The 25,517-nt window shown below is 40.8% G+C and carries 13 protein-coding genes; 11 read left to right on the forward strand and 2 right to left on the reverse strand.

Annotation, left to right across the window (positions count from 1 at the left end; translation table 11 throughout):
* Positions 1 to 80 precede the first annotated feature (80 nt).
* The 3 genes from K6V26_RS26385 (at position 81) to K6V26_RS26395 (ending at position 5,961) form a co-directional block, all read left to right on the forward strand.
* Positions 81 to 1,181 carry a 6-bladed beta-propeller gene (locus tag K6V26_RS26385; RefSeq protein WP_224264279.1) on the forward strand — a complete coding sequence of 367 codons (1,101 nt, stop codon included), beginning with the start codon at positions 81 to 83 and terminating at the stop codon, positions 1,179 to 1,181.
* A gap of 160 nt (positions 1,182 to 1,341) precedes the next feature.
* The gene (gene purL / locus K6V26_RS26390) at positions 1,342 to 5,031 is read left to right on the forward strand and encodes a phosphoribosylformylglycinamidine synthase (RefSeq protein WP_224264280.1); all 3,690 of its coding nucleotides are present in this window, start codon (positions 1,342 to 1,344) and stop codon (positions 5,029 to 5,031) included.
* A 165-nt stretch (positions 5,032 to 5,196) separates the two neighbouring features.
* Positions 5,197 to 5,961: a glycerophosphodiester phosphodiesterase family protein gene (locus K6V26_RS26395; RefSeq protein ID WP_224264281.1), complete on the forward strand. Its 765-nt coding sequence runs from the start codon at positions 5,197 to 5,199 to the stop codon at positions 5,959 to 5,961.
* 4 nt (positions 5,962 to 5,965) lie between these two features.
* Here K6V26_RS26395 and K6V26_RS26400 read toward each other — a convergent pair whose 3' ends face one another.
* Positions 5,966 to 6,514 carry an RNA polymerase sigma-70 factor gene (locus K6V26_RS26400; protein ID WP_224264282.1) on the reverse strand — a complete coding sequence of 183 codons (549 nt, stop codon included), beginning with the start codon at positions 6,512 to 6,514 and terminating at the stop codon, positions 5,966 to 5,968.
* 157 nt (positions 6,515 to 6,671) lie between these two features.
* Between K6V26_RS26400 and K6V26_RS26405 the strand changes: the two genes are divergently transcribed.
* The 4 genes from K6V26_RS26405 to K6V26_RS26420 all read left to right on the forward strand — a co-directional run bounded on the left by K6V26_RS26405 (position 6,672) and on the right by K6V26_RS26420 (position 14,442).
* Positions 6,672 to 7,631 (forward strand): FecR family protein, encoded by a 960-nt coding sequence (locus tag K6V26_RS26405; RefSeq protein ID WP_224264283.1) that lies wholly within the window; start codon positions 6,672 to 6,674, stop codon positions 7,629 to 7,631.
* 121 nt (positions 7,632 to 7,752) lie between these two features.
* Positions 7,753 to 11,193, forward strand: coding sequence for a TonB-dependent receptor (locus K6V26_RS26410; protein WP_224264284.1), 3,441 nt, complete (start codon positions 7,753 to 7,755; stop codon positions 11,191 to 11,193).
* A gap of 32 nt (positions 11,194 to 11,225) precedes the next feature.
* The gene (locus tag K6V26_RS26415; RefSeq protein WP_224264285.1) at positions 11,226 to 12,986 is read left to right on the forward strand and encodes a RagB/SusD family nutrient uptake outer membrane protein; all 1,761 of its coding nucleotides are present in this window, start codon (positions 11,226 to 11,228) and stop codon (positions 12,984 to 12,986) included.
* A gap of 82 nt (positions 12,987 to 13,068) precedes the next feature.
* Entirely contained in the window at positions 13,069 to 14,442 is a 1,374-nt protein-coding gene (locus K6V26_RS26420; RefSeq protein ID WP_224264286.1) for a Gfo/Idh/MocA family protein, read from the forward strand.
* A 39-nt stretch (positions 14,443 to 14,481) separates the two neighbouring features.
* Here K6V26_RS26420 and K6V26_RS26425 read toward each other — a convergent pair whose 3' ends face one another.
* Positions 14,482 to 18,510 (reverse strand): hybrid sensor histidine kinase/response regulator transcription factor, encoded by a 4,029-nt coding sequence (locus tag K6V26_RS26425; RefSeq protein ID WP_224264287.1) that lies wholly within the window; start codon positions 18,508 to 18,510, stop codon positions 14,482 to 14,484.
* Positions 18,511 to 19,127: 617 nt separating this feature from the next.
* Here K6V26_RS26425 and K6V26_RS26430 point away from each other — a divergent pair.
* The 4 genes from K6V26_RS26430 (at position 19,128) to K6V26_RS26445 (ending at position 25,513) form a co-directional block, all read left to right on the forward strand.
* Entirely contained in the window at positions 19,128 to 22,220 is a 3,093-nt protein-coding gene (locus K6V26_RS26430) for a SusC/RagA family TonB-linked outer membrane protein (RefSeq protein WP_224264288.1), read from the forward strand.
* Between the two features lie 16 nt (positions 22,221 to 22,236).
* On the forward strand, positions 22,237 to 23,919 hold the full coding sequence (locus K6V26_RS26435) for a RagB/SusD family nutrient uptake outer membrane protein (protein WP_009859758.1): 1,683 nt from the start codon (positions 22,237 to 22,239) through the stop codon (positions 23,917 to 23,919).
* Positions 23,920 to 23,999: 80 nt separating this feature from the next.
* Entirely contained in the window at positions 24,000 to 24,365 is a 366-nt protein-coding gene (locus K6V26_RS26440) for an NVEALA domain-containing protein (protein WP_224264289.1), read from the forward strand.
* A 59-nt stretch (positions 24,366 to 24,424) separates the two neighbouring features.
* Complete coding sequence (locus tag K6V26_RS26445; RefSeq protein WP_224264290.1) at positions 24,425 to 25,513, forward strand: 6-bladed beta-propeller; 1,089 nt, start codon at positions 24,425 to 24,427, stop codon at positions 25,511 to 25,513.
* Positions 25,514 to 25,517 lie beyond the last annotated feature (4 nt).

A 25,517-nucleotide genomic window follows, 5' to 3' on the forward strand; every position in this document is an offset into this window, starting at 1 on the left:
TTGTTAAGATAAAATTATTCAGTAAATTGTGCTCGAAACTTTGAATTTACATGTTTCTGACTCTTAAATCTTGATTAATTATGAAATACGTGAAACTCTTTTTGTTGACAGTTGTGGTACTTTGTTCATTTAGTAATGAAAAAATACCCAAGATCGATTTACCTGCACACACCCCTAAACAGACTGCGCAAATGAGTAAATTGTTCCGTAAAGTAAGGTATGTTCCTTTAGAAACGACAGATGATTGTTTACTTTCTTATATCCATGTGCAGAAGATACAAGATTATATATTGGCCTGGGATTATAATAGTTGTTGCTTATTTAGTGCAAGGGACGGTAAATTTATACGGAGAATTGGACATATAGGCGATGATCCGGAAGCTGTATATTCATTTTATGAGAATTTCTATAATCCATACAATGAACTCCTTTACTTTTTAGGTGTTAACGGAGTGTGGGTAAAGTATGGATTAAATGGTAAATATGCAGGAAAAATAAAAGTGCCATTATGTACTAGTGCTTCTCCTCAAATAATAGCATCTTTGGATTCAATGACTTTTTGTGCTTTTTTTGCAAATAGAAGTGGGCAAGAAACAAAAAGGATAGTTTTATTTGACAATAACGGTAGTGTAAAAAGGGAATATCCCAATAATCATTTTGTTAAAACAAATAAATATATACTTGATACAGCCGATGGACTTATGTACAAATATAGAGGTGATCTTTATTTTAAAGAAAAGTTCATTGATACTGTCTATCAAGTTGGTAATAATCAATTAGAAGCGAAATATGTTTTGAATATTACTCCGTATTCTGTCCCTTATCAAGAACGTTTTTACAGACATAAGGAAGCTATAAGTATTATGTCAATTATTGAAAACGATGTAAATATAGCTTTTGATTATTATAAAAGTGGAGTTAATCAACTATGTATTTATAATAAACATACAGAAAAAAGTTCTTACTATTTATATGAGAATGGCATAATCGATGATATTAATGGATTTATGCCCGTCCGAATATCTACAACTTGTGATGATGGAACTTGTTTGGGAGTTTTGAATGCTGGAGATATTTGCGATTATATAGATAAAAATGGAATATCTTCCAATCCGAATCTCAATTTCCTGAAATCGATTTCACCGGATGACAATCCGGTGGTTGTGTTTATGGAGAACTGAAAAAGAAATTCAGGAAGGTAGAGATGAGGTGTTAGAAAAGGTTGTAGAGTTAATAAATGAGAAGGACTTTAAATCTAAAATGTAAAGATGGATATTCTTATCTGCTACATATTTACTATCTTTGCAGTCTGTTATTGGAATATCTTAATAAATCGACGATATGATTCTATTCTTTCAATCTCCAACAAAGACGGTGCTGGCTGTTGAGGCGGCACATGCTTTCTCTCCTGAAGATGTTCAAAAGCTCGTTTGGTTGTTTAGTGAAGCCGCTCCACTCCAATCCGAAACATTGGATGGATGGTATGTTGGTCCGCGCCGGGAAATGATTACCCCGTGGAGTACCAATGCTGTGGAAATCACTCAGAACATGGGCTTGAGCGGTATCTCACGTATCGAAGAATACTTCCCAGTTTCTTCCGGTGAAGCTGATCACGACCCGATGTTGCAACGCATCTACAACGGCTTGAACCAGGATATCTTCACAATCAGTAAACAACCGGATCCGATTGTTTATATCGAGGATATTGCAGCTTACAACAAAAAAGAAGGATTGGCTTTGAGCGACGAAGAGGTTTCTTACCTCAATGAAGTAAGCCAGAAGCTGGAACGTAAGCTGACCGACAGCGAAGTGTACGGTTTTGCACAGGTAAACTCGGAACACTGCCGTCATAAAATCTTCGGCGGTACATTCGTTATCGACGGAGAAGAGAAAGAAAGTTCTCTTTTCAATCTGATTAAGAAAACTTCGGCAGAAAACCCGAACAAGCTGGTTTCTGCTTATAAAGATAATGTGGCTTTCAACGAAGGGCCGATGATCGAACAGTTTGCTCCGGCAAGCGGTGACAAACCTGACTTTTATGAGGTAAAAGAAATCAAATCGGTTATCTCGCTGAAAGCTGAAACACACAACTTCCCGACAACGGTTGAACCGTTCAACGGGGCAGCAACCGGATCAGGTGGTGAGATCCGTGACCGTCTGGGTGGAGGTAAGGCTTCTTTGCCTATTGCCGGTACAGCCGTTTACATGACTGCTTATCCACGTACGGAAGGTGCCCGTGAATGGGAAAAGGTGCTTGATCCGCGTCCCTGGTTGTATCAGACGCCGGAACAGATTCTGATCAAGGCTTCAAACGGAGCTTCCGATTTCGGAAATAAGTTCGGTCAGCCGCTGATCTGCGGTTCGGTGCTGACTTTCGAGCATGAAGAAAATAATAAGAAATATGCTTACGATAAGGTAATCATGTTGGCCGGTGGTGTCGGTTACGCTAATATGCGTGATGCGCTAAAGGGTGATCCGCAGCCGGGCGAAAAGGTGGTGTTGCTGGGTGGTGACAACTATCGTATCGGTATGGGCGGTGGTGCTGTTTCTTCTGTAAACACAGGGCAGTACACCAGCGGTATCGAACTGAATGCCGTGCAGCGTGCTAATCCGGAAATGCAGAAACGCGTATCGAATGTGATCCGTGCCATTGCCGAATCGGATAATAACCCGGTTGTTTCTATCCATGACCATGGTGCAGGCGGTCACCTGAACTGTCTGTCGGAATTGGTGGAAGCTACAGGTGGACATATCGATATGAGCCAGTTGCCTGTCGGTGACCCTACGCTTTCTGCTAAAGAAATCGTAGGTAATGAAAGCCAGGAACGTATGGGCTTGCTGATGAAAGAAGAAGATGTGGCCCGTGTAAGACGTATCGCTGACCGTGAACGTTCTCCGATGTATGTGGTTGGTGAAACGACTAACGATATGAAATTTGTATTCGAGCAGGCTGACGGTGTGAAGCCTATCGATATCAAGCTGGAATATATGTTCGGTAAACCGCCCAGAACGATCATGAAGGATCATACGGTGGAAGAAACATATGCTCCGGTCGTTTACAAAGAATCGGAACTGCATCATTATCTGGAAAATGTACTTCAGCTGGAAGCTGTGGCATGTAAGGACTGGTTGACCAATAAGGTGGACCGTTCCGTAACAGGTAAGATCGCCCGTCAGCAGTGTCAGGGTGAATTACAGTTGCCGTTGAGTGACCTGGGTGCCGTAGCATTGGATTACCGTGGAAAAGCTGGTATCGCTACTTCTATCGGTCATGCTCCGCAGGTGGCAATGGTTGATCCGGCTGCCGGTTCTGTTATGGCTATTGCCGAGTCGTTGACGAATATCGTCTTTGCTCCGTTGGCAGATAAGTTGACAGGTGTTTCTTTGAGTGCCAACTGGATGTGGCCGTGCCGCAACGAAGGGGAAGATGCCCGTCTGTACACCGCTGTTCAGGCCGCTTCCGATTTTGCTTGCGAACTGGGGATCAATATCCCGACTGGTAAGGACTCTTTGTCGATGACACAGAAATATGGCGACGATAAGGTGATTGCTCCGGGTACGGTAATTATTTCGGCAGGTGCCGAGGTTAGCGATATTCGCAAGATCGTTTCTCCGGTATTGGCTCACGAAAAGAACTCTTACATATATTATATAGACTTCTCGTTTGATACGATGAAGCTGGGCGGTTCCGCTTTTGCACAGACTTTGAACAAGTTGGGTGATGAAGTGCCGACTGTAAAGGATAGCGAATATTTCGCTGATGCTTTCAATGCAGTTCAGGATGCCATCGAAAAGGGCTTGATCCTTGCCGGACACGATATTTCTGCCGGTGGTATGATCACAACCTTGCTTGAAATGTGTTTCGCTAATGTAGAAGGCGGTCTGGAAGTAAATCTGGATAAACTGACTGAAAAAGATATCGTTAAGATTCTGTTTGCAGAAAACCCGGGTATCCTGGTTCAGGTGAAAGACAAGAAGGCTTTCGAGAAGTTGATGGAAGAAGCCGGCGTTGGTTGCGCAGTTATTGCCAAACCGACCGATGAACGTCATATCCTGGTGGAAAAAGAAGGTGTTCAGTATCATTTCGGTATCGATTATATGCGTGATGTATGGTATGAGTCTTCTTATAAACTGGATATCAAGCAGAGCGGTAGCGTATGTGCCGGAAACCGTTTCGAAAACTATAAGATGCAGCCACTGGAATTCAAATATAACAAGAACTTTACCGGTAAGCTCGCCGATTATGGCCTGACTCCTGACCGTAAAGGAAAGAGCGGAATCCGTGCTGCTGTTATCCGTGAAAAGGGTTGCCAGTGTGAACGTGAGACTTCTTACGCTTTGTATCTGGCCGGTTTCGATGTGAAAGACGTTCACATGACCGACCTGGCTTCGGGACGCGAAACATTGGAAGATGTGAATATGATCGTGTTCTGTGGTGGTTTCTCCAACTCTGACGTGTTGGGTTCTGCCAAAGGATGGGCCGGTGGTTTCTTGTACAACGAAAAGGCTAAGAAAGCATTGGATAACTTCTATGCACGTCCTGATACGTTGAGTCTGGGTATCTGTAACGGTTGCCAGCTGATGGCTGAACTGGGTGTGGTTTATCCGGAACACGAAAAGAAACATAAGATGTTGCATAACGATTCTCACAAGCTGGAATCAAACTTCATCTCTGTGGAAATTCCGAAGAATCATTCAGTCATGTTCGGTCCGATGAGCGGTCAGAAGCTGGGTATTTGGATCACGCACGGAGAAGGAAAATTCTGGTTCCCGTATGAAGAGAAGGAATATCATATCGCACTTAAATATAACTATGAAGGTTATCCTGCCAACCCGAACGGTTCGCCCTGGTCGGTTGCCGGTGTTTGCTCGCATGACGGACGCCATCTGGCTATGATGCCTCACTTGGAACGTGCCTTGTTCCCGTGGCAGTGCGGTCATTATCCAGCCGATCGTAAGGGTGACGAAGTGACTCCGTGGATCGAAGGTTTCGTAAATGCACGCAAGTGGATTGAAGAAAACAAGAAGTAACAGATAAATCTGATGATATTGAAAGGTGCATCTTAAGAGTGAATAACTCTTTCGGTGCACTTTTTTTATGGTTGAAGTTTTTAGAATCCAATCAGATTCAGTAAGTTTACACCTTCGTTATACAGTATTGTTTGCTACGGATTCTAATACATAATATTCGATAAGATGAAGAAAAGATCAATGTTTACTATGCTGCTTGTCTTGTTTTTGTGTGCAAGTAGCGTTTATTCCCAGACAAAAGTGATTGCCCACCGTGGGTATTGGGATTGTGAAGGTTCTGCTCAGAACTCGGTTACGGCTTTGAACAAGGCTCATGAGGTTGGAGCGTATGGTTCTGAATTCGATGTATCTATAACGGCTGATGGCATTCCGATTGTCAATCATGATGACAGTATTCAGGGTTTTTGTATAGAAACATCCCTGTATGAACAACTGAAAGACCTGAAGTTGAAAAACGGAGAAACGTTACCGACTTTGGAAGAATACCTGATACAGGGAAAGAAAAATCAGGGAACTCAGCTTATTCTCGAAATCAAACCTCATAAACGAGTCGTGAATGAAGATAAAGCGGTTGCAACTATTCTTTATCTGGTGCAGAAGTACCAGATGGAAGACCAGGTGGAATACATCTCTTTCAGTATGAATATTTGTAAGGAGTTGATCCGCCGTGCCCCGAGTGCCCAGGTTTCTTATCTTCGTGGAGAAGTTTCACCGGCAGACCTGAAGGTATTAGGTTTTTCCGGCCTGGATTATCATTATAAAGTATTTGACAAACATCCCGAATGGATTCAGGAAGCCAAAGATGCCGGCCTGACTATCAATGTGTGGACGGTGGACGATCCGGCTATAATGGAATCGTTCGTTGCAAAGAATGTCGATTTTATCACTACGGATAAACCGGTACAGCTGAAGGAGATAATAGGGAAATAACCCGTTATGCTGAAAGGAATAATTGCAGGAAGTAAATATTCTTTTTCAGATATTTCAACGCTTCATTGATGTGTCTTTCCACTGTCTTTGGGGTAATATCGAGTCTTTCGGCAATTTCTTTATAGCTAAGTTGTTCATGGCGGCTCAGGTAAAAGACCTCCTTTTGCCTGGGCGGCAATTCGTTTACCAGCCGTTCAATATAAATCCGCAGATCTTTTGCATGCAATTCCTCTTCTATATCATAAGCCTTGTCGTAAGCCGCAAGGATAGACATTTTATAGAAAGTTTCGTTGAAATTTTTCTTTGAATTACTAAAAATCATATTCCGGGTGATGATGAACAGTAATCCTTCCAGATTTTCATTCTCATTTACATAACTGCGTATATCCCATAATTTGATAAATACTTCCTGTACTACTTCCTCGGTGGTAGAATCGTTTGTGTAATAGAGTCTGCAAAACTTGTAGACTTTATCGCAAAACTTGTGATACAAAGAAGTAAAGGCCTCCTCGCTACCGTTTTTTAATGCCAGTATTAGTGTTTGATTATCCAATTTAGCTTCTTTATTGATTATTGCAAAGATAGAAAAGAATTGAAGAATAGCAAAAGTCTCTTAGAAAGAGGGTCGGTTTTGTTAAAATAAAAAAAGTTAGATATTCTTCTGGGGGATAACTTTGAATTTGGAGTATTTAGTGTTAGATATGAAGGATATGAAAGAAGAAGATATTATAAAAAAGGCCCTGGCAGGCGGACTGACTGATAAGGAAAAAGAATTTCTGGCTGGTCGGGAGCCTGTTTTACGCCATTTGAAAGAACAGTGGAATGAACCGGGAGATTCGTTTCTTAGTTCTGTGGCTAAAGAACGGGTACTGGACCGGGTTATGCGGAAGATACATCCTTATAATACCCGTCGGGACTATTGGATGAAATATGCAGTAGCGGCCTCTCTGGCCCTGCTTATTTCGGTTGGCTCCTGGTTGATAGGACAAAGCGGGACAAAAGAGAAAACTATTTATGTGGTAAGTGCCGGCCGGCAGTCGATGGAGTCGTTCTATCTGCCGGATGGTAGCCATGTGTCGTTGAATGCCGGCGGAAGATTAACTTATCCGGAGTCGTTTGACGGTGAAAAAAGGGAAGTCTCCTTATCCGGGCAGGCTTTCTTCGAGGTACATCATGATCCGGAACACCCTTTCATTGTGAAAACAAAAAGTATGGATATAAAGGCATTGGGGACTGCTTTCGAAGTGTTCTGTGTTGACTCCCTTTCTTATGCGGAAATGATTCTGGCAGAGGGGGCGGTTGAGGTAAGCACAAAAAAAGAGCGTGAGAAAGGTGATGTCTTACTGGTCAAGCCTGATGAGAAACTGGCTTATGTGATGGGCGGAAAAGCTGAAATCATGCAAGTAAATGCCGATCAGTATTCATCCTGGCGCCGGGAAGGAAGGCCAAATTTCAAAAATGAAAAGTTGGGAATGATTCTTCCCCGTCTGGAAAGCTGGTATGGTATAAGTATAAAATGTCCGGCTGAACTGGCCGGTAAATATAGTTTTACCTTTTCTATTCATGATGAATCGTTGGAACTTTTGCTGGATATCATATCCAAGAGTTCTCCGGTTGCCTATCGTAAAAAAGGAGACAGCTTTGTCTTGTATGAGAAAGTCAATAAATAATTATGTTAAACTTAAATCAGGGATATATGAAAAACAAGCAAACCGGATAATGAGAGACAGTAGGAATACTGGCTGATAAAGAGAAAGAAAAAACGCATATTTATTTTATCTAATTATTAATATGAACAAACGAGTTATTTTGTTGAAAGATGTGTTCTGTAAACAATTCAAAAAACAGATCACACAATTGTTTCTGGTAGGTGCGATAGGTCTAGTTCCTATTTCGGCTTTTGCACAAGTCTATCAAATTACCATGAAGAAAAGTAACGCACCTCTGTCGTCTGTGATTGCAGAAATAGAGAAAGAGAGCGGCTATACTTTCTTTTATAATGATGACCAGATTAATCTGGGTAAGAAAATTTCAATCGATGTTACTGATGCTTCTCTGGATGTAGTATTGAACCATATGTTCAAGAATACAGGATACGTTTACCGTATTGTAAATAATCAGATCGTGGTTTCAAAATCATCTGAAGGGGGGATTGCACGTACATCGTCTGTGAATACGACTCAGCAGCAGAAAAGTGTTACGATCAAAGGAGTCGTGAAAGATGCGCATGGCGAGCCTGTTATTGGTGCCAGTGTGGTGGAAGCCGGTACGACAAATGGAACTGTAACTGATTTTGAAGGTAATTTTGTCCTGACACTGTCAGGAAGAGATAAGCACGTGCTTATCTCTTATATTGGCTATACAACAAAAAATATTGCGTTGAAAGATGGTCAGACTTCGGTTAATGTTATTTTAGAAGAAGATTCTGAATTACTGGATGAAGTAGTGGTTGTAGGTTATGGTACACAAAAGAAAGTGAACCTGACCGGCTCGGTAGCTGCGATCAGTTCGGAAGAAATCAAAGATCGTGTACAGACAAATGTGTTGGCCGCTGTCCAGGGTACGGTTCCCGGTGTAACGGTTATTTCCCGTCCGGGTTCGACACCTTCAATCAATTTCCGTGGTCGCGGTAACCTGGGTACTTCTTCTCCTTTATATGTGATCGATGGTGCGATTGCTGATGCCGACTTGTTTTCGAACCTGGATCCGAACAGTATTGAGACAATCTCTTTCCTGAAAGATGCTTCTTCTTCTGCAATTTACGGTTCACGTGCCGCTTATGGTGTAGTACTGGTTACAACCAAGCGCGGTCAGAAAGAAAAGATGAATGTTTCTTACAGCGGCTATGTCGGATTGAAAATGCCGACTTACTTGCCGGATGTACTTGATTCATGGGATTATGCAACCTTGTTGAACGAAGCATTCTATAATCGTGATGCAAGCAATGGTAAAAATGCCGCTTATTCGGAAGATGAGATCAAGTGGTTCCGGGACGGTTCGAAACCGGATTATTACCCGAATACGAAATGGGCGGATCTGGTGCTCGATAATCCGGTGGTTACCACACAGCATTCGTTGAATTTTAGCGGTGGTAGCGATAAAGTACGTTTCTTCTCCGGATTGGGGTATCTGTATGATGATAAGTTCATGCCGGGACAAAGTTCGCAGCGTTATAATCTGGATATCAATGTGGCTGCCGATGTAACAAAATGGCTGACATTGAAATCGGGCGTGAAGTTTATCCGTAGTACCAATAAAACGGAACATGGAGTTGCCTCGATCGGTAATTTCCTGATGGTACCTTCTACGATGGTTGCGCAGCAGTCGAACGGTGAATGGGGTTCCATTGCCGGAGGAAAGGCAGCTACCCAGTCGTTTATGAACGGTAACCCGTTGCGTGCCCTGAGCAAGAATAATTGGTCGGACGGTAAGACCGATAATACAATGATCGATCTGGGATTCGATCTTAAACCTGTTAAAGGCTTGGTGATCTCCGGGCAAGGTGCATTCAAAGGATGGGAAAGTAAATCAAGAGGGTATACCGCTTTGCAGGATAATGTAAAGAATTTTGAAACAGGTGCTGAAATCCCTGGAACCGGTGTGTATACAAATGAAATGAATATGTTCTGGCAGAGTGAAAACCGGACCATGTATACGTTGACTGCCCGCTACGACTGGTCGAATAAGGTACATAATATCGGCATACTGGCCGGAACCTCGTACGAACATTATAAATATGAACGTCTTTATGCAAAATGGAAAGATTTTGTAACGGATGATCTGGAAGATATGACGACCGGTGGAGAGATCAGCAAAGATCAACCGGACCAGAATTCGTATGGTACGCCGCTGAGAGAATATAAGATCCTTTCTTATTTCGGTCGTTTGAATTATAGCCTGCTGGATCGTTATCTGTTTGAAGCCAACCTGCGTGCGGATGCTTCCTCCCGTTTCCATAAAGATAACCGTTGGGGGATCTTCCCGTCTTTCTCTGCCGGATGGCGTATCAATCAGGAAGACTTCATGCAACAGATCGATTGGATCAATAACCTGAAAGTTCGTGCTTCATGGGGTACGTTGGGTAATATTAATAACGTAGGTAATTACGATTATTTCCAGCTGTATAATAACGGTTCGGATTATAACTTCGACAATGAAGCAGTAAAGGGGGTATTGGAATCGAAACCGGCAAACGAGAAATTAGGCTGGGAAACGGTTGCCCTGACTGATATAGGTGTCGACTTCGATATCTTCAACGGACTACTGAGCTTAACTGCTGATTACTATGTGAAGAATACCAGCGATATCTTGCTGAGTTACAATGTACCGTTGGAAACGGGTATCTGGTCTAACCCTTCGCAAAACATTGCTAAGGTGCGTAACAGTGGTTTTGAGTTGGCTTTGACGCATCGCAAATCGTTCGGTGATTTCTCTTATATGGTAAGTGCCAATATTGCAACCAACCATAATGAGATCAAAGACATGGGTGAATCAGATGATATTATCCAGAATGGAGGTGACAAGATACGTTATATCCTGCGTGAAGGCGAGTCGATCGGTTCTTTCTTCGGATTGAAAACAGATGGATTGTATACACAGGAAGAGATTGATGCCGGTCATTATTATACCTACGGTCGTAAACCGAAAGCCGGTGATATCAAGTATGTTCCGCAACGTGAAAATGTAGAATGGGGTAGTGCCATTAACGGAGAAGACCGTACGATTATCGGTAAAGATGTGCCTGATTTTACATATGGTATTAATTTGAATCTGCAATATAAAGACTTCGAACTTTCTATTTTCGGACAAGGTGTATCCGGGACAATGGCCGGTTTTGAATCTGAACAGGTTTCTGCTTTTATGTTGAACTCAAACCCGCGTAAGTTCCATCTGGGACGCTGGACGGAGGAGAATCCGAATCCGCGTGCTGTTTATCCCCGTATCTATGGCGGACACAGTCTGGACGATTATAATCAGTATTTCTCAGATTACCAATTGTTTGATGCAGACTATTTCCGTATCAAGACTATTTCTCTGGGTTATCGTGTTCCGTCTAATCTCATTTCCAAATGGGGAATGTCTTCTTTGAAATTTTTCCTGACCGGTGAAAACCTGTTTACATTGCGTGCCGATCATGTGATGAAAGATTTCGATCCTGAAGCCTCTTCCGGACGTGGTATCGGTTCGTTAGGAACCAAGTCGGTTGCTTTCGGCGTGAACGTATCTTTTTAATCGATTCAATAATTTAAAATTAAGTAAGAGTAATGGTAAATCTAAATATAAAGAAATGGGCAGTGTTTGGCTTGATAACTGCCTCTTTTACAGCTTGTGATTTGGACGTGATTCCGCCATCCGATATATCGGCAGAAAGTTTCTGGACATCGGAGAAAGATGCATGGTACGGTTTGAATGCTTGTTATGCACAAGGTAACGGTTTTGATATCTGGGATGAGATGTGTACGGATAATGCCCATAGCCATAAACCCTGGGAAGGTCCGTACGAATCTATCCAGCAAAGTGAACTGAGTACGGCGGAAGACCGTGGATATAGTTTCAGTACGGTTCGTATTGTGAACAACTTCCTGGAGAAGGTGGATAACTGTGAAATGGACGAAACCCTGAAAGAAAGGATGAAGGCGGAATCTCGTTTTTTCCGTGCTCAGGCTTATCTGGATCTGACAACTAAATTCGGAAAAGTGCCAATCGTAACAACCGTGATGGAATATGATGCCCCGAACGTTCCGCGTGACCCGGTCGATAAAGTGCAGGCTTTTATCCTGGATGAACTGGCTGCTATCGCTGCTGTCCTGCCGGACAAATACAACGGTGGTTATACAGAGGAAACCGGGCGTATCACACGTGCTGCCGCTTTGGCTTTGCGTGCACGTGCCGCACTGTATTTCGGTAATTACACGGAGGCCGAGGCTTCGGCTAACACCATTATTAAAGAGGGACACCATTCATTGTTCCGTGTGACGTCTTTGAATGAAGCACAGCGAAAAGAAGCGGAAGAATTAGGTCAGTTCATTGATTTTGAAGCAAAGGGTATCGATAAGGACAAATTTGCAAAAGGACTGTTCAGCTATGAAGCGCTTTGGCATCATGACAATGCTTCTCCTTCCAATCCTGAGTATATCCAGACCCGCGAATACATGAATGACGATAATAACAATGACTGGGCGCGTTATACGTATATCCGTCCCAGCCAGATGGGATCAGGATACTCTTCATTCGAACCGATGCAGGACCTGGTGGATGCCTATTGGGATATTGATGGCAAGACAGTCCGTTCGTTGATCCCGATGGAAACTCGTAAAACAAATTTCGAGGTGATTAATGCTGAGGTGGATGGTTTGGACCAGGCTGCCTATATAGCAAAGGTTCCGACTATGGATCTTACAAAATTTGCTTATATGCAGGAGTTCCGTAACCGTGACAGCCGTTTGTATGCTTCTATCCAGTTCCCGTTCAAGGGTTGGCACGAAACTGACTTTAAAGGCGGCACGTTCTATTACAGATGGGATCCGACTAAAGCCGGACTGGACGGAAATGAGTCATGGAGCGGATATAGCTATCGTAAAATGGTGGCATTGAGTCCATATAACGATTATAACAGTTCTGATGATTATCCTGTCATCCGTTATGCCGAAGTGTTACTCACTTTCGCTGAAGCCCGTATTGTCAATTCTGGTTGGGATGGTGAAGTGCAAGCTGCATTGAATGATCTGCGTGACCGTTGCGGAATGCCGAATGTGCCGGCTACCATGCCTTCAAAAGATGCTGCTTTGGAATTTGTACGTAATGAACGCCGTATAGAACTGGCCGGTGAGGGACATCGTTATGATGATATCCGCCGTTATGGTTCGGCCTATGGGCAGAAGGCTATGAATGGAATTACATATGCTCCGAACGGATATAAACTGATCGAAAAGAGATGGAACGACCGTATCCTTCTGATGCCTATACCTCAAAATGCAATGGACTTGAACCCGCTTCTGAAAGACGATCAGAATCCAGGGTATTAATTAACCTTAGTTCCGGGCCATCCGGTATGAAGGATGGCCCGCTTTTCTTAACTTATTCGCACTTTATATATTTAAAATACTTATGAGAAGAATTGTTTATTCATTGTTTTTACTGGCTGTATTAGCCGGTTTTACCTGTAATCAGTCGGTGGCGCAGGTTAAAATGATTCCGACACCAGCTCCAGAACGTCCTGCCGGGCAGGTAGATGTTTTGAACTTGTCTTGCGATCCTATCCCGACAGTACGTATTGCGTATATCGGTCTGGGTATGCGTGGAAGCGGAGCCGTTTATCGTTCTACTTTCCTGGAAGGGGTAGAGGTGAAAGCTCTTTGTGACCTGAATAGTGATTACGTGAAAAGTGCGCAAAAAACGTTGACGGATAAAAAACTACCCGCTGCCGATGAATATACTGGTTCGGAAGACTGGAAAAAGATCTGTGAACGGGATGACATCGACCTGGTTTATATTTGTACAGACTGGTTGAAACATACTCCTATGGCTGTTTATGCGATGGAGCATGGCAAACATGTGGCTGTAGAAGTTCCTGCTGCCATGTCGATCGATGAATGCTGGCAGTTGGTTAATACGGCAGAAAAGACTCGTAAGCACTGTATGATGCTTGAAAACTGTTGTTATGACTTCTTTGAAATGGCTACCTTGAATATGGCTCAACAGGGTGTATTCGGTGAGGTGATCCATGGGGAGGGGGCTTACATCCATGACTTGCGTTCATTGAATTTCTATCCGAGTGAAAAGGGCGGTTATCAGGGAATGTGGCGTTTGAAATATAACGAGGAACATACCGGAAATCCGTATCCGACCCATGGATTGGGGCCGATCTGTCAGATTATGAATATTCACAGAGGGGATAAAATGAATTATCTGGTATCCATGTCCACTAAACAGGTCGGGATGACTGAATATGCCAAAGAAACTTTCGGAGCCGATTCGAAAGAAGCCAAACAGACCTATAAAGTAGGTGACATGAATACTACATTGATCCAGACAGAGAAAGGAAAAACTATTCTGATTCAGCATGATGTAACCAGTCCGCGTCCGTACGACCGCCATCATCTCGTTAGCGGAACGAAAGGTTTTGCTCAGAAATATCCCGTAGAAGGTATTGCTCTGGAGCCTGAAGCACACGAATTCCTGAATAAGGTACAAATGGATTCTATCATGGCTTTGTATGAACATCCCATAACTAAAGAGGTTGGAGAAAAAGCCCGGAAAGTAGGAGGCCATGGCGGTATGGACTTTATTATGGATTATCGCCTTATTTACTGTCTGCGTAACGGTTTGCCGCTGGATCAGGATGTATATGATGCAGCCGAATGGTCCTGCCTGACCGAACTGACGGAAACATCCGTGAAGAATGGAGGCGCCCCGGTCGAAATCCCGGACTTTACCCGTGGTGCATGGGATAAGCTGAAAGGGTTACGGTTCGCTGAATAGTTACGAGCTTAAAATCAATATCAGAAAAAGTCTCCCAGGTTATTTCCCGGGGAGGCTTTTTTTGTTTTCAATATATTGGCTGGGGGATTCTCCAAATTGTTTTTTGAAACATTCCCTGAAATACTTCGGAGAAGTGAATCCTGTTTGATAAGCAATTTCAGTGATGTTTAAATCACTTTTCAATAAAAGTTTGGCTGCTTGGTTTAAACGGATGTCACGAATGAAATCGTTTGGAGTTTTTCCGGTAAGATTTTTTAGCTTTTTGAAAAATGGACTTCGGCTCATGCCTGCATTTTTAGATAGGTCATCTACTTTTAAATCCGGATTGGATACATTTGCTTTTATGAATTCGATGATTTCCAGTAGAAAGGTTGCATCTTTATCTTCTGTTACAAATTCTTCCGGTTCTAGAGCGGACAATGTTGCATAGCGGCGGGATATAAGCTCCCGACTTTTTAATACGTTCTTGATTTTTGTTTTTAAAATTTCCGGATTGAACGGTTTGGTGATATAATCATCAGCACCGACTGTCAGGCCTTCTATCTGGTCGGTTTCCGAACTCAAAGCTGTTATCATAATGAAAGGGATGTGGCAAGTTTGTATGTCCTGTTTGATTTGTACACAAAGTTGCTTTCCATCCATTTCTGGCATCAGAATATCGGAAATAATAATATCCGGACTGTCTTTTCGCGCTATATCCAGTGCTATGGCTCCATTTTCCGCTTCTATTACGTTATACTTATTATTCAGAATACTCTTAATAAATTCCCGGAGATCATGGTTGTCTTCTGCTATCAATATGGTTGGGAAACTTGAATTGGTTTCCTGAATATCCTGTTCGTTCAGCATTTTCGTTAGATATGCCCGGTCTTTTTCTTTATTAGGCCGATTGTTCTTCTCACCTGTCGGGATAATTATTGTTTCATTTGTTGTTACATCTTTATAAGGGATGTGAATGGTGAATATTGTACCTTTATTCACTTCGCTTTCCATATCGATACTTCCATGATGTAACTCTACCAGACTTTTCACTAATGACAGGCCGATGCCGGTACCATTAGGTATATCTCCGTCTAACTGGTAGAAGCGATCGAATATAACCTTTTGCTTATTAACGGGAATTCCTTTCCCTGTGTCTTTTACCGAGAGGCTTAATAAATTACCTTTTTCCAGTGTAACACAAACTTCTACTGTCCCATTTTCAGGAGTATATTTTATGGCGTTTGAAATTAAATTGTATAGTATTTTTTCTATAATATTGGGATCGATAGAGCAGACAAAATCATCTTTGTCGGCATGAAAGATGAGTGTAATATTTTTCTCTCCGGCTAAAGGCAGGAAGTATGCAACACCGTGTTTAATGGAAGATATAATGTCTATATTAATTGGATTAAAGGTGAAGCAACCGGACTCTACTTTTGAAAAATCCAGAAGCCTGTTCACTAAGTCCAGTAGTTTATAAGCATTGTTTTTTATTGTAGTGAGATAATTCTCCCGGAGGGAAACTCTGCCTTTAGTATTACTTATGGCTTCCAAAGGGCTGATAATAAGTGTTAATGGCGTTCTGAATTCGTGGGTGATATTGGAAAAAAACTGCGATTTTAATCGGTTTAGTTTTTCGAGTTGTGCCCGTTCGAACTGTTCCCTGTTAAGCTGATTTTGCATTTTCAACCGATTAGTATAAATTCTGATTGAAATAAAAATAATACCTCCGATTATTATTGTATAGATAAAATAAGCCCATGTTGTTCGCCACCAGGGAGGAAGTATCGTTATTTTCAGAGAGGCTCCTTTTTCGTTCCAGACACCGTCGTTGTTGGAGGCTTTAACCCGGAACAGGTAAGTTCCGGGGTTTAAATTCGTATAGGTTGCCATGTGTTGTGTCCCGACATAGTGCCAGTTATTGTCGTAATTTTCTAATTTATAGGCGTATTGGTTTTTAGGTGTGTTTGTATAATTGAGTGCAACGAAGTCTATACTGAAAATAGACTGTTTAAATGGGATTGTTATCTCTTTGTTTGAAGGGACAGGGATACGTGATATATCCCCATTTGTTTTATTTTGGGGGGAATCATCATATAACCGGTAGTGAGTAATGATAACCCCAGGGGCATAAGGATTCATTTTTATTTGATCCGGACGGAAACAGTATATTCCGTCTACACAACCAAAGAAGAAAGTTCCGTCGGTACCTTTTTCGAAACTCATATCATTGAATTCAGTTCCGACAATTCCATCTTTTAGTCCGAAGTTTATGAATTGGTAAGAAGACAGATTCAGGCAACTGAGTCCGCGATCGGTCGATATCCAGAGTTTATTATTCGGTTCGTCATGCAATAAGCCTTTGATACTTTCGCTCGGCAGTCCGTCTTCCACCTGAAATATTCGATGTTTTTGTTCTTTGGGTGAATATTTGATGAGCCCTTGCCGTGTTCCAAGCCAAAGCGTATCCTGGATTGGGCAGATCGGGATAATAGTGTTTGCCAGTGAATAGGGTTGTTCTTGGTTGGCGAGAAAATTTCTTGCAAAAGAATCTTCTTCCGGATCGTATAAATATAGACCACAGTTTGTTGCTACCCAGAGCTGGTGATTGTCGTCTTCGATAACTGAGGTTATCAGATTGGGATAAATGTATTTTTTTAGTTCTTTCGTGTTCCCGGGGAGAGTATGTAACTTCGGATCGTAGCAGAACAGTCCGCTATTATCTGTTCCTATCCATATTCTGTGTTGAGAATCTTCATACAAATATTTGATTGAGCTTGACGGGGGTAAACTCTTTTCTATTAGTTTGTTTATTGGTTCGGTTAAGTTTCTGGGACCGGATATGATTAGCGATTTTTTGTAAGTGCCCAGCCACAATAAACCCCGGCTATCTTTCAGAATGGTATTGATTGTAGTCTCACGCAATTGAGGGGCTATTTGGTTTATAGCAGTATTGTCAATTTCATAAGTTCTGCTATCCAGCGAATAGACTCCTTTTGTATTTAATCCGGCTAATATTGATTGATTATCCAATGTCTCCAATGCAAAAACACAATGGATAGTAGAAGGCGTATTATACTTGGGTGAAAGCGACAAGTGTACAAACCTGTTGCGGTTCGGATCAAATTTATTTATTCCACCATTGATCGTTCCGATCCATATTGTTTGTGCGGAATCTACATATAATGAAGTGATTCCTTCCGAATTGAGATTTATATTTTCGTGTGTATTGTTTATATATTGAAATTCGTCCGTATATATATTGTAGCAAGCAAGACCATCTTCTTCGGTTCCTAACAAGGCAAAAGTATCTTTATAAAAATGAATGTCCAGAATGGTCTGTCCGGATAGTTTGTTAAGGTTTTTCCCGTATAGATAAAAGCCGTGACTTTGTGTACCTATCCAAAAATTTCCTTTTGGATCAGTAGCAATGGTTGTGACTGTCTCAGAATTGAATGTTGAGTCGATTGCAGTTTGATAAAAGGTTTCTTCGATAGGATCGAAGTGTATGATACCCTTATTTCTTCCTCTTATCAGTAAAGAACTTTTGTCCTGCTCAATAGCCTTGATTCCCTGAGAAGCTCTATATATTTTGAGTCCTTCTGTGTTTAGGTCGAATGAAATCAGACACCCTTCTTCTGTTCCGATCCATAAAGTATTATTTCTGTCCTCAAAAAGAGAGGAGATGTTGTAGTTGGAATGTGGGCTATCCGTGGTTTCGAAGTTGAATTGTTCGAAACAGTTTTTTTCCGAAATGTATTTGCATAGGCCTGTATTTGTTCCGATCCAAAGATTGTCTTTAGAGTCCTGATATATGTAGGAGATGTAATTATTAGGAATTGATGTCGAATCATTTTGTATATGATTGTATATGGTCATTTTGTAGCCATCGTATTTATTGAGTCCGTTTTTAGTGCCGATCCAAATGAGTCTGTCCTTATCCTGTTTAATATCTGTAATATAGTTTTGGGATAATCCATCGGCTATTGTTATGTGTTCAAACCAAAAGTCTGGAAAGTTTATTCCGCTTACCTGGAAAACAAAGAAAAGGATTGATAATATTATCAAATTTGTAATTCGTATCATCTTTATAATTTTTGAGCCTTAGTACTAGGAGAACTATGTTATCAAAATTCATTTTTCAGACTAGTCAATAAGTTTATTCCTATGGATAGTCGTCTTGGAAAAGGCTTGTTTTTCTTTATAACTACTCCAGATATAACCTAAAGTTCATTTGTACATATATGTTATATAATATATACAATCTATAACATGTTTATATCACGTCTTTTAGATAGAACTATAGGGTATTATTAGAAAAATGAATAAAAATACGTTATATTTGCCCATATTAACATAGTTCTCCTAGGACTATAGTATTATTGTGTATTTTATTAATGTGTTGTTAATCATTTGTTTGTGATTGGATTGGTACAATCTTATCCCTATAAAAAACAATTTTTATCCCTTCAAGTACAATATTATCTTCTGTTAAATCTGATTTGTTCCTATTGAATTTTGTGGTAACTGTAATTTCGCCCTCAGTAATGTTAATCTAAATTAAAGAAAGGAGGGCTATTAGGAGATAGTAAAAATTATCACAGTTCAAACAGGGTTATAAGAACAGTTGTTAATCTACGGATAAATTATGACCCTTTGCTACAAACAGAAAATGAATTTAATCAACTATTAATAATAACATTATGAAGAACACAGGTTTTTATCTGTTATCTAATCAAAAAGTTTTAAAGCGTTCGCTTTTATTTGTTTCGTTAAGCAGTGCTTTGATAGGAGGAGGACCTAGTTTATGGGCTGCCGGTTCACCTGTTGGATTTGCTGGGGGCGATATTACAGTAGAGAATACATTCTCGGGTAATCAACCAGGGGTTGATGAGATTACTGACGACCGTGAATGGACTATCCAGGGGCAGGTCATGGAAAACGTGGAACCGCCTATGTCATTGCCTGGTGTGAATGTAATCATTAAAGGTACAACATTGGGTACGATTACCGATGGAAACGGTTATTTCAGTATCAAAGCCAAAAGAGGAGATATATTGGTGTTTAAATACATTGGCTTTAAAGATTACGAATACGTTGTATCCCGTCAAATCAGTAACTTGTCTGTCGCTATGGTGGCCGACTCAGAAGAACTGGATGAAGTAATCGTAACTGGTATGTCAGAAGAAAAACGTTTGAATTCCGTTTCCGCTGTATCTACATTGAACGTAGCGGCTAATCTGACAACGAAGCCCATTACTTCTATTTCCCAATCCTTACAGGGAGGTATCACCGGTTTAAATGTATCGCAAAGCACAGGTCTTCCGGGTGCCGACAATGCCGTGATCAAGATTCGTGGTATCTCTTCTCTTAACACAAACAACGACCCGTTGGTGTTGGTGGATGGTATCCCGATGGATATGAATAATCTTGACCCGAATACCATTGAGAGTATGACCGTCTTGAAGGACGCTGCTGCTGCCGCCATGTATGGTGCTCGTGCAGCCAATGGTGTCATCGTGGTAAAGACCAAACGTGGTATGCCGGGTAAGGTAAATGTTAGCTATAATGGATATGTCGGTGTTCAAAAAGCTACTTATTTGCCCAAATTTGTAGATGGCGCTACTTTTATGGAAATGACCAATATTGCACAGCAAAATATTGGTGGCGACCCGACTTATTCACAAGAGGCTATCGATGCTACTCGTAACCAAACAGATCCGATCAAGTATCCGAATACGGACTGGGCGGATTATATGTTTAAGAACGGTTTCATCCAAAACCACTCTGTCGGTATATCCGGCGGTAGTAACTTAGCCCGTTTTGCTTTGAATGTTAACTGGTTGAAGAACCAAGGTTTGATAGAAAAAGCAAAATCAGACCGTTTGAATATTCGTGCCAATACGTCGGTCAACTTGTTGGATAATCTGTCGGTAAACATGGACTTCAATGCGTACCGTACGAATCGGTATGAACCGATGTACCGTGGTGATGAACATGCCAGCAAGATTCTGGAGTTTATTTATCGCACGCCGTCTAATGTCATGTCAGTTTATCCGATGAAAGAGGGGCGCGATGTTGTCTTTTATGGTAACCGACCGGAGCAGCGTAACCCGGCGGCTATGATTGAACAGGGTGGTGAATTCAAAGCCCTGGAGGACAACGTAAGCATCAATATCGCTCCTCGTTGGGAAATCATTCCGAAGTTGATCGTCCGTGGACAATATTCTTATCGTGTCAGCAGTACGGCCAAAACAGAAAAACGCCGTGCTTATAACTTCTTCGATTACGAGACGGATGTGTTCTTGCAAACATGGGGTGCTATCAACAATGCTTCTAAAGACCGTAGTTCTTATTACTATTTAGGTGGTACGGCTGAATACACGTTTGAAAAGGATAAACATCGTTTATTCGTATTGGGTGGTTATAACCAAGAGCTAACCAATAGTGGAGACTGGGACCAGTGGTCAATGGTTTCTTTGTTTGCCAAGGCCAACTATACATTCAACGACCGTTATTTGTTGGAAGGTACGGTTCGTCGCGATGGATCTTCTCGTTTCGGAAAAGGGCATAAATATGGTGTGTTCCCCTCTATCGGTGCCGGTTGGAACGTGTCGGAGGAAAACTTCATGAAGAATTTGTCATTTGTCAACCACATGAAGATTAGGGGATCTTATGGTATGTTGGGTAATGAAAACATAGGCTTGTACAAATACCAGAACTTGATTAGTTCAGGTGACGGTACTGAAACGGTATTCGGTAATCCGGATCTGACTTGGGAAACGGTTCGTATGTTGGATGTCGGTTTCGATATGACTTTGTTTAAAGATTTGGACATCACGTTCGACTATTACAACAAGTTGACTACCGATTTGATTCTTGCACCGCCAACATCTTTTATTGGTGGTACGTTTTTGGGTAGTGACAAAAGAGTTCTACTAAACTCCGGTAAACTGAGAAACCGTGGTTGGGAGTTGGATGTAAATTACGGAAAGCAATTGACGAAAGATTTCTCATTTAACATCCATGGCGGTCTGAGCCATAATGAAAATGAAATCGAAGATTTGTTTGGTGGCCCGTATGACAACGGTACCCGTATCCATACAGAAGGATATGCTTTGAACAGCTATTATGTTTATCCTTCCGATGGATTGTTGCAGGAAAGTGACTTCACGAAAGATGCCAGCGGAAATTGGATTCCGAAGGATGGAGTGGTTATCTATGACGGGCAACAGCCGGGTGATATCCATTATATCGATACCAACAAGGATGGATCTATTACAGCAGATGACCGTGTAATCCGTGGTGACGACCAACCGAAGTTGAACTATTTTGCCAACATTTCGTTGAATTGGAAGAAGTGGAGTTTTGAAACCTTGTTCCAGGGCGTAAGCGGCTCGGAATCTTATTATACAGCTCCGTTCTCATATGGATTGGATATTACAGGGGATGGTTTGACACCAATCACTGCCCAGACGGATTATTGGACACCGACCAATACCGGTGCACGTTATCCGCGTTTGGCTCCGAATGCTTCCTACGGCAACAACCACCACCAATCCGATTTCTGGCGTTTCAATTCAAGCTATTGTCGTATCAAATATATCCAATTGGGTTATACATTCGACCAGTTGGCTTTGAAGAAGATGGGTATCCAGAGTATCCGTGTGTATGTCAATGCGCAAAACCCGTTCACTTTTGCAGAGGACGATTTGATCGACCCGGAAGGAAAGGGGCAGATGAGTTCTTACCCAATGGTGAAAACGTATTCTTTTGGTCTTAATTTGAACTTCTAAAACAGGAATATACGTCATGAAATTAAATAATGTATTAAATAAAAAGATGTTGGCTGTGTTAGCCTCCTCTTTTTTACTTTGTGGTTGTGAAGACTTTCTGACAAACGACCACCCGACAGGAATCACGGATGAGGATTTCTGGAAAACGCAAGATGAATGTAACAGTGCTTTAGGTGCGTGTAGTGTCTGGCCCGGTGGTTCTTATTATTACGATCCTCCTTATATGGCTTTGATGCACATGGAAGGTATGACGGACAATATGCATTGGGCAGGAAACTTCAAAGGAGAGATCGCTCAAATAGGAAATGGTACTGCTACAGCTACAACCGGTGGTTATATGAGTGATTTTTGGTCTGATTTCTATAAGCGTATCCGTCGTTGTAACCGCTTTTTGGAGCATGTAAATAGCGCATATTTCATTGATGAAAAAGAGCGCGAACGTATGATAGCGGAAGCTAAGACATGGCGGGCTTGGCATCACATGCGTCTGTTGATGTATTATGGGTATCACGATGGTATTCCAATTGTAGACAAATCGTTGAACGGTACTGAGATCTATAAGGGAAGGAACAGCGTGGACGAGGTACTCGATTTCATCAATAAAGATTTGGATGAGGTTATCGCTATCACTGACAAAGATGTATTCCCTTGGGTATTTGATGACAGTCGACGTTCTCGTATGTGCCGCTCATATGCTTTGATGTTGAAGATTGATGCGAATCTTCAGTTTAAAAGATATGACGTGGCGAAAGAGGCTTGTAAAAAGTTCTTTACACTTAATGAGGAAGCCAAAAGTGGAGGTATGGGATATGAATTGTATTATGATCCGGATATGAGTAAGGATGATGTCGGAAGACATTATAGTGGTATGTTTACTTATGTCGGTCATAAGAATAAGGAATTCATCATCTACAAAGGTAGTGGTGCTTCAGAAGCCTGGTTCCGTAACGCTCCTCAGAGTTTGAGTGGTCAGGGAGCTGCCGGCGTGTTGAAATCGTTGGTTGACGAGTATGAAACAGCCGAAGGCGTCGCTTTGAAAGATCTGCCTGCAGACGAACGCACGAAGTTTGAACACGACCCGTTATGCAAACCTCGTGACCCACGTTTGTATGCAACTGTTATCGTGCCGAATGATAATACTTCTATCTCTGGTTTCGAATATAAGCCGTTTGAAGATGGTGGAGCAAACAATGTGGGTACAGTTGGTGCAGTAAAAACAGGATATATTTTAAAGAAATTCTTGGATGAAGAAGATCGTTCCCACCCTTCCGGTGGTTCTTTGATCTATCCTTACTATCGTTATGCCGAAGTATTGCTCGACTATGTAGAATGTTTGGTTGAAACCGGTGAATGGCAGAATGCAGATGTTGAAAAATACATCAATATGATTCGTAACCGTGCCGGTATGCCGAATATGAACAAGGCGGTTTACAATACGCAGGAAAAAGTGCGTGAACTGTATCGTCGTGAACGCCGTGTCGAATTTACATTTGAGGGTAAGCGTTATTGGGATATTCGTCGTTGGGGTATTGGCAACGAAACCATGAATGGTCCGGCTTTAGGCGCTTATAACCCAAAGACAAACAATTATGTGAGATTGGAAAACCGTACATGTACATTCCCGAAATACGATGCATGGCCTCTCCCGCAAGATGAATTGAACTCAAATCCGAATATTGAACAGACTTCGGGTTGGTAAATAATTCTTAGAATAGTAGGAGGGTTTCTCCTCCTGCTATTTATTCAAAAAAAGATTGTTAAATTTTAAATTAAACGGTTATGAAAGTAAAATTTTTTTCTATTCTGTTTATTTGCATGCTTTCTGTTGTAGCTGCAATAAATGTTCATTTGAATTTGAGTTCAGATAAAAGTTTGTCAGGATTAGCTTTGGAAAACTTGAATGTTTTGGCTTATGCGGAAGGTGGAACTGTGAATGTTTCAGAGAGTGATAATAGAACTATCTATAAACGAATTACAAGTGATTGCGTGATTTATGGAAATGGAAAAATTTCTATTATGGGGGGAGGTTTTATTGAAGTGAATGGCTCTTTATGTCTTGAAAATTATCAAGTTTCTTGTGAAAGTGGAGGCACATCAACATGTAAAAATATTGAATGTGCAGAGATCTGGGGATGGGTAAATTGATTGTTTAATTTAATAGGTGTACAGAGTTACAGACTGTACACCTTATTAAAGGTGAAGATATGAATCAGTTATTATTTTTCTTTTTTATATTTTTAATAGCTTGTAATAGTGGCGATAAAAATAGTGTTTCTTATTATATAGACGTGCAAAATACTGAGCCTATTACAGATGTATTTGAGAATTGGCAAGCTGTACCTTTGGAAACAAAGGATAGTGTGTTGATTACAGATATTGATAAAATAGAAGTAAACGATGATTATTTTTTTATTCTGGATCGATTAGTTGCAACTATTTTTCAATTTGATAAAAATGGAAATTTTGTAAATAAAATAGAACGTCAAGGTGAGGGACCGGAAGAATATTTAGAAATTTCGGATTTCAAATGGTTTGAAAATTTTGTATATGTTTTATCATCTGTAAATCATACTATTTATAAGTATGACATGACTGGCTCTTTTGTCAAATCTTACAAATTAGATGATTATTATCATCGATTTGAATTTTATAATAAAGATACAATAGTATTGTATTCTGCATTTTCTAATGAAAAGAAATTTAATTTCTGTTTTTATGATCTTGTTGATGAAAAAATATTTGCAGAAACATCTGCTTTTGATAGAAATGAAAATTTCATTATTTATAAATGTCCTTTTTCTGATGAATTTTCATTTTATAAATATGTATATTTTCCTTATGATTATTCTATATATGAATTAACTTCAGAAAGTTGTAATCCTGTATTTAGATTCGAATTTAATACAATAGAATTACCAGATAAGAAAATTTCTTTTGAAGAAAAAAGAAAGTATTCATTAGGAAAAAATATGATTCAAAGTTTTAATTCAATAAAACGAATGGATAGTACTTTGTTTGTTTCATATAATTGTGGAGGTAAATATTATTTGACAAAATTGTTTTTAGGGTGTGAAAAGAATAGTAATACATATTTGATGAATAGTAAAGAAAAAGAGTATCCTTTTTGTTTTGCAAATCCATTGACTTTTTATAGGAGTTTTTTAATATCTTATATGCCAGCATACGGTGTACTAACTTTTGATGAACATTTTCATTCTGATAAAAATGATTTAGGTATATTAGATTCAGGAGATAACCCAGTGTTGTTTTTACATAAATTGAAAGTCGATTAGTCTT

The sequence above is a fragment of the Parabacteroides goldsteinii genome (assembly GCF_020091425.1).
GTDB classification, from domain to species: Bacteria; Bacteroidota; Bacteroidia; order Bacteroidales; family Tannerellaceae; genus Parabacteroides; species Parabacteroides goldsteinii.

What these genes read in the sequence shown, in the direction of transcription:
- K6V26_RS26385 (WP_224264279.1), top strand. Translation starts at nt 81, where the DNA reads ATGAAATACGTGAAACTCTTTTTGTTGACAGTTGTGGTACTTTGTTCA.
- purL (WP_224264280.1), top strand. Translation starts at nt 1,342, where the DNA reads ATGATTCTATTCTTTCAATCTCCAACAAAGACGGTGCTGGCTGTTGAG.
- K6V26_RS26395 (WP_224264281.1), top strand. Translation starts at nt 5,197, where the DNA reads ATGAAGAAAAGATCAATGTTTACTATGCTGCTTGTCTTGTTTTTGTGT.
- K6V26_RS26405 (WP_224264283.1), top strand. Translation starts at nt 6,672, where the DNA reads ATGAAAGAAGAAGATATTATAAAAAAGGCCCTGGCAGGCGGACTGACT.
- K6V26_RS26410 (WP_224264284.1), top strand. Translation starts at nt 7,753, where the DNA reads ATGAACAAACGAGTTATTTTGTTGAAAGATGTGTTCTGTAAACAATTC.
- K6V26_RS26415 (WP_224264285.1), top strand. Translation starts at nt 11,226, where the DNA reads ATGGTAAATCTAAATATAAAGAAATGGGCAGTGTTTGGCTTGATAACT.
- K6V26_RS26420 (WP_224264286.1), top strand. Translation starts at nt 13,069, where the DNA reads ATGAGAAGAATTGTTTATTCATTGTTTTTACTGGCTGTATTAGCCGGT.
- K6V26_RS26425 (WP_224264287.1), bottom strand. Translation starts at nt 18,510, where the DNA reads ATGATACGAATTACAAATTTGATAATATTATCAATCCTTTTCTTTGTT.
- K6V26_RS26430 (WP_224264288.1), top strand. Translation starts at nt 19,128, where the DNA reads ATGAAGAACACAGGTTTTTATCTGTTATCTAATCAAAAAGTTTTAAAG.
- K6V26_RS26435 (WP_009859758.1), top strand. Translation starts at nt 22,237, where the DNA reads ATGAAATTAAATAATGTATTAAATAAAAAGATGTTGGCTGTGTTAGCC.
- K6V26_RS26440 (WP_224264289.1), top strand. Translation starts at nt 24,000, where the DNA reads ATGAAAGTAAAATTTTTTTCTATTCTGTTTATTTGCATGCTTTCTGTT.
- K6V26_RS26445 (WP_224264290.1), top strand. Translation starts at nt 24,425, where the DNA reads ATGAATCAGTTATTATTTTTCTTTTTTATATTTTTAATAGCTTGTAAT.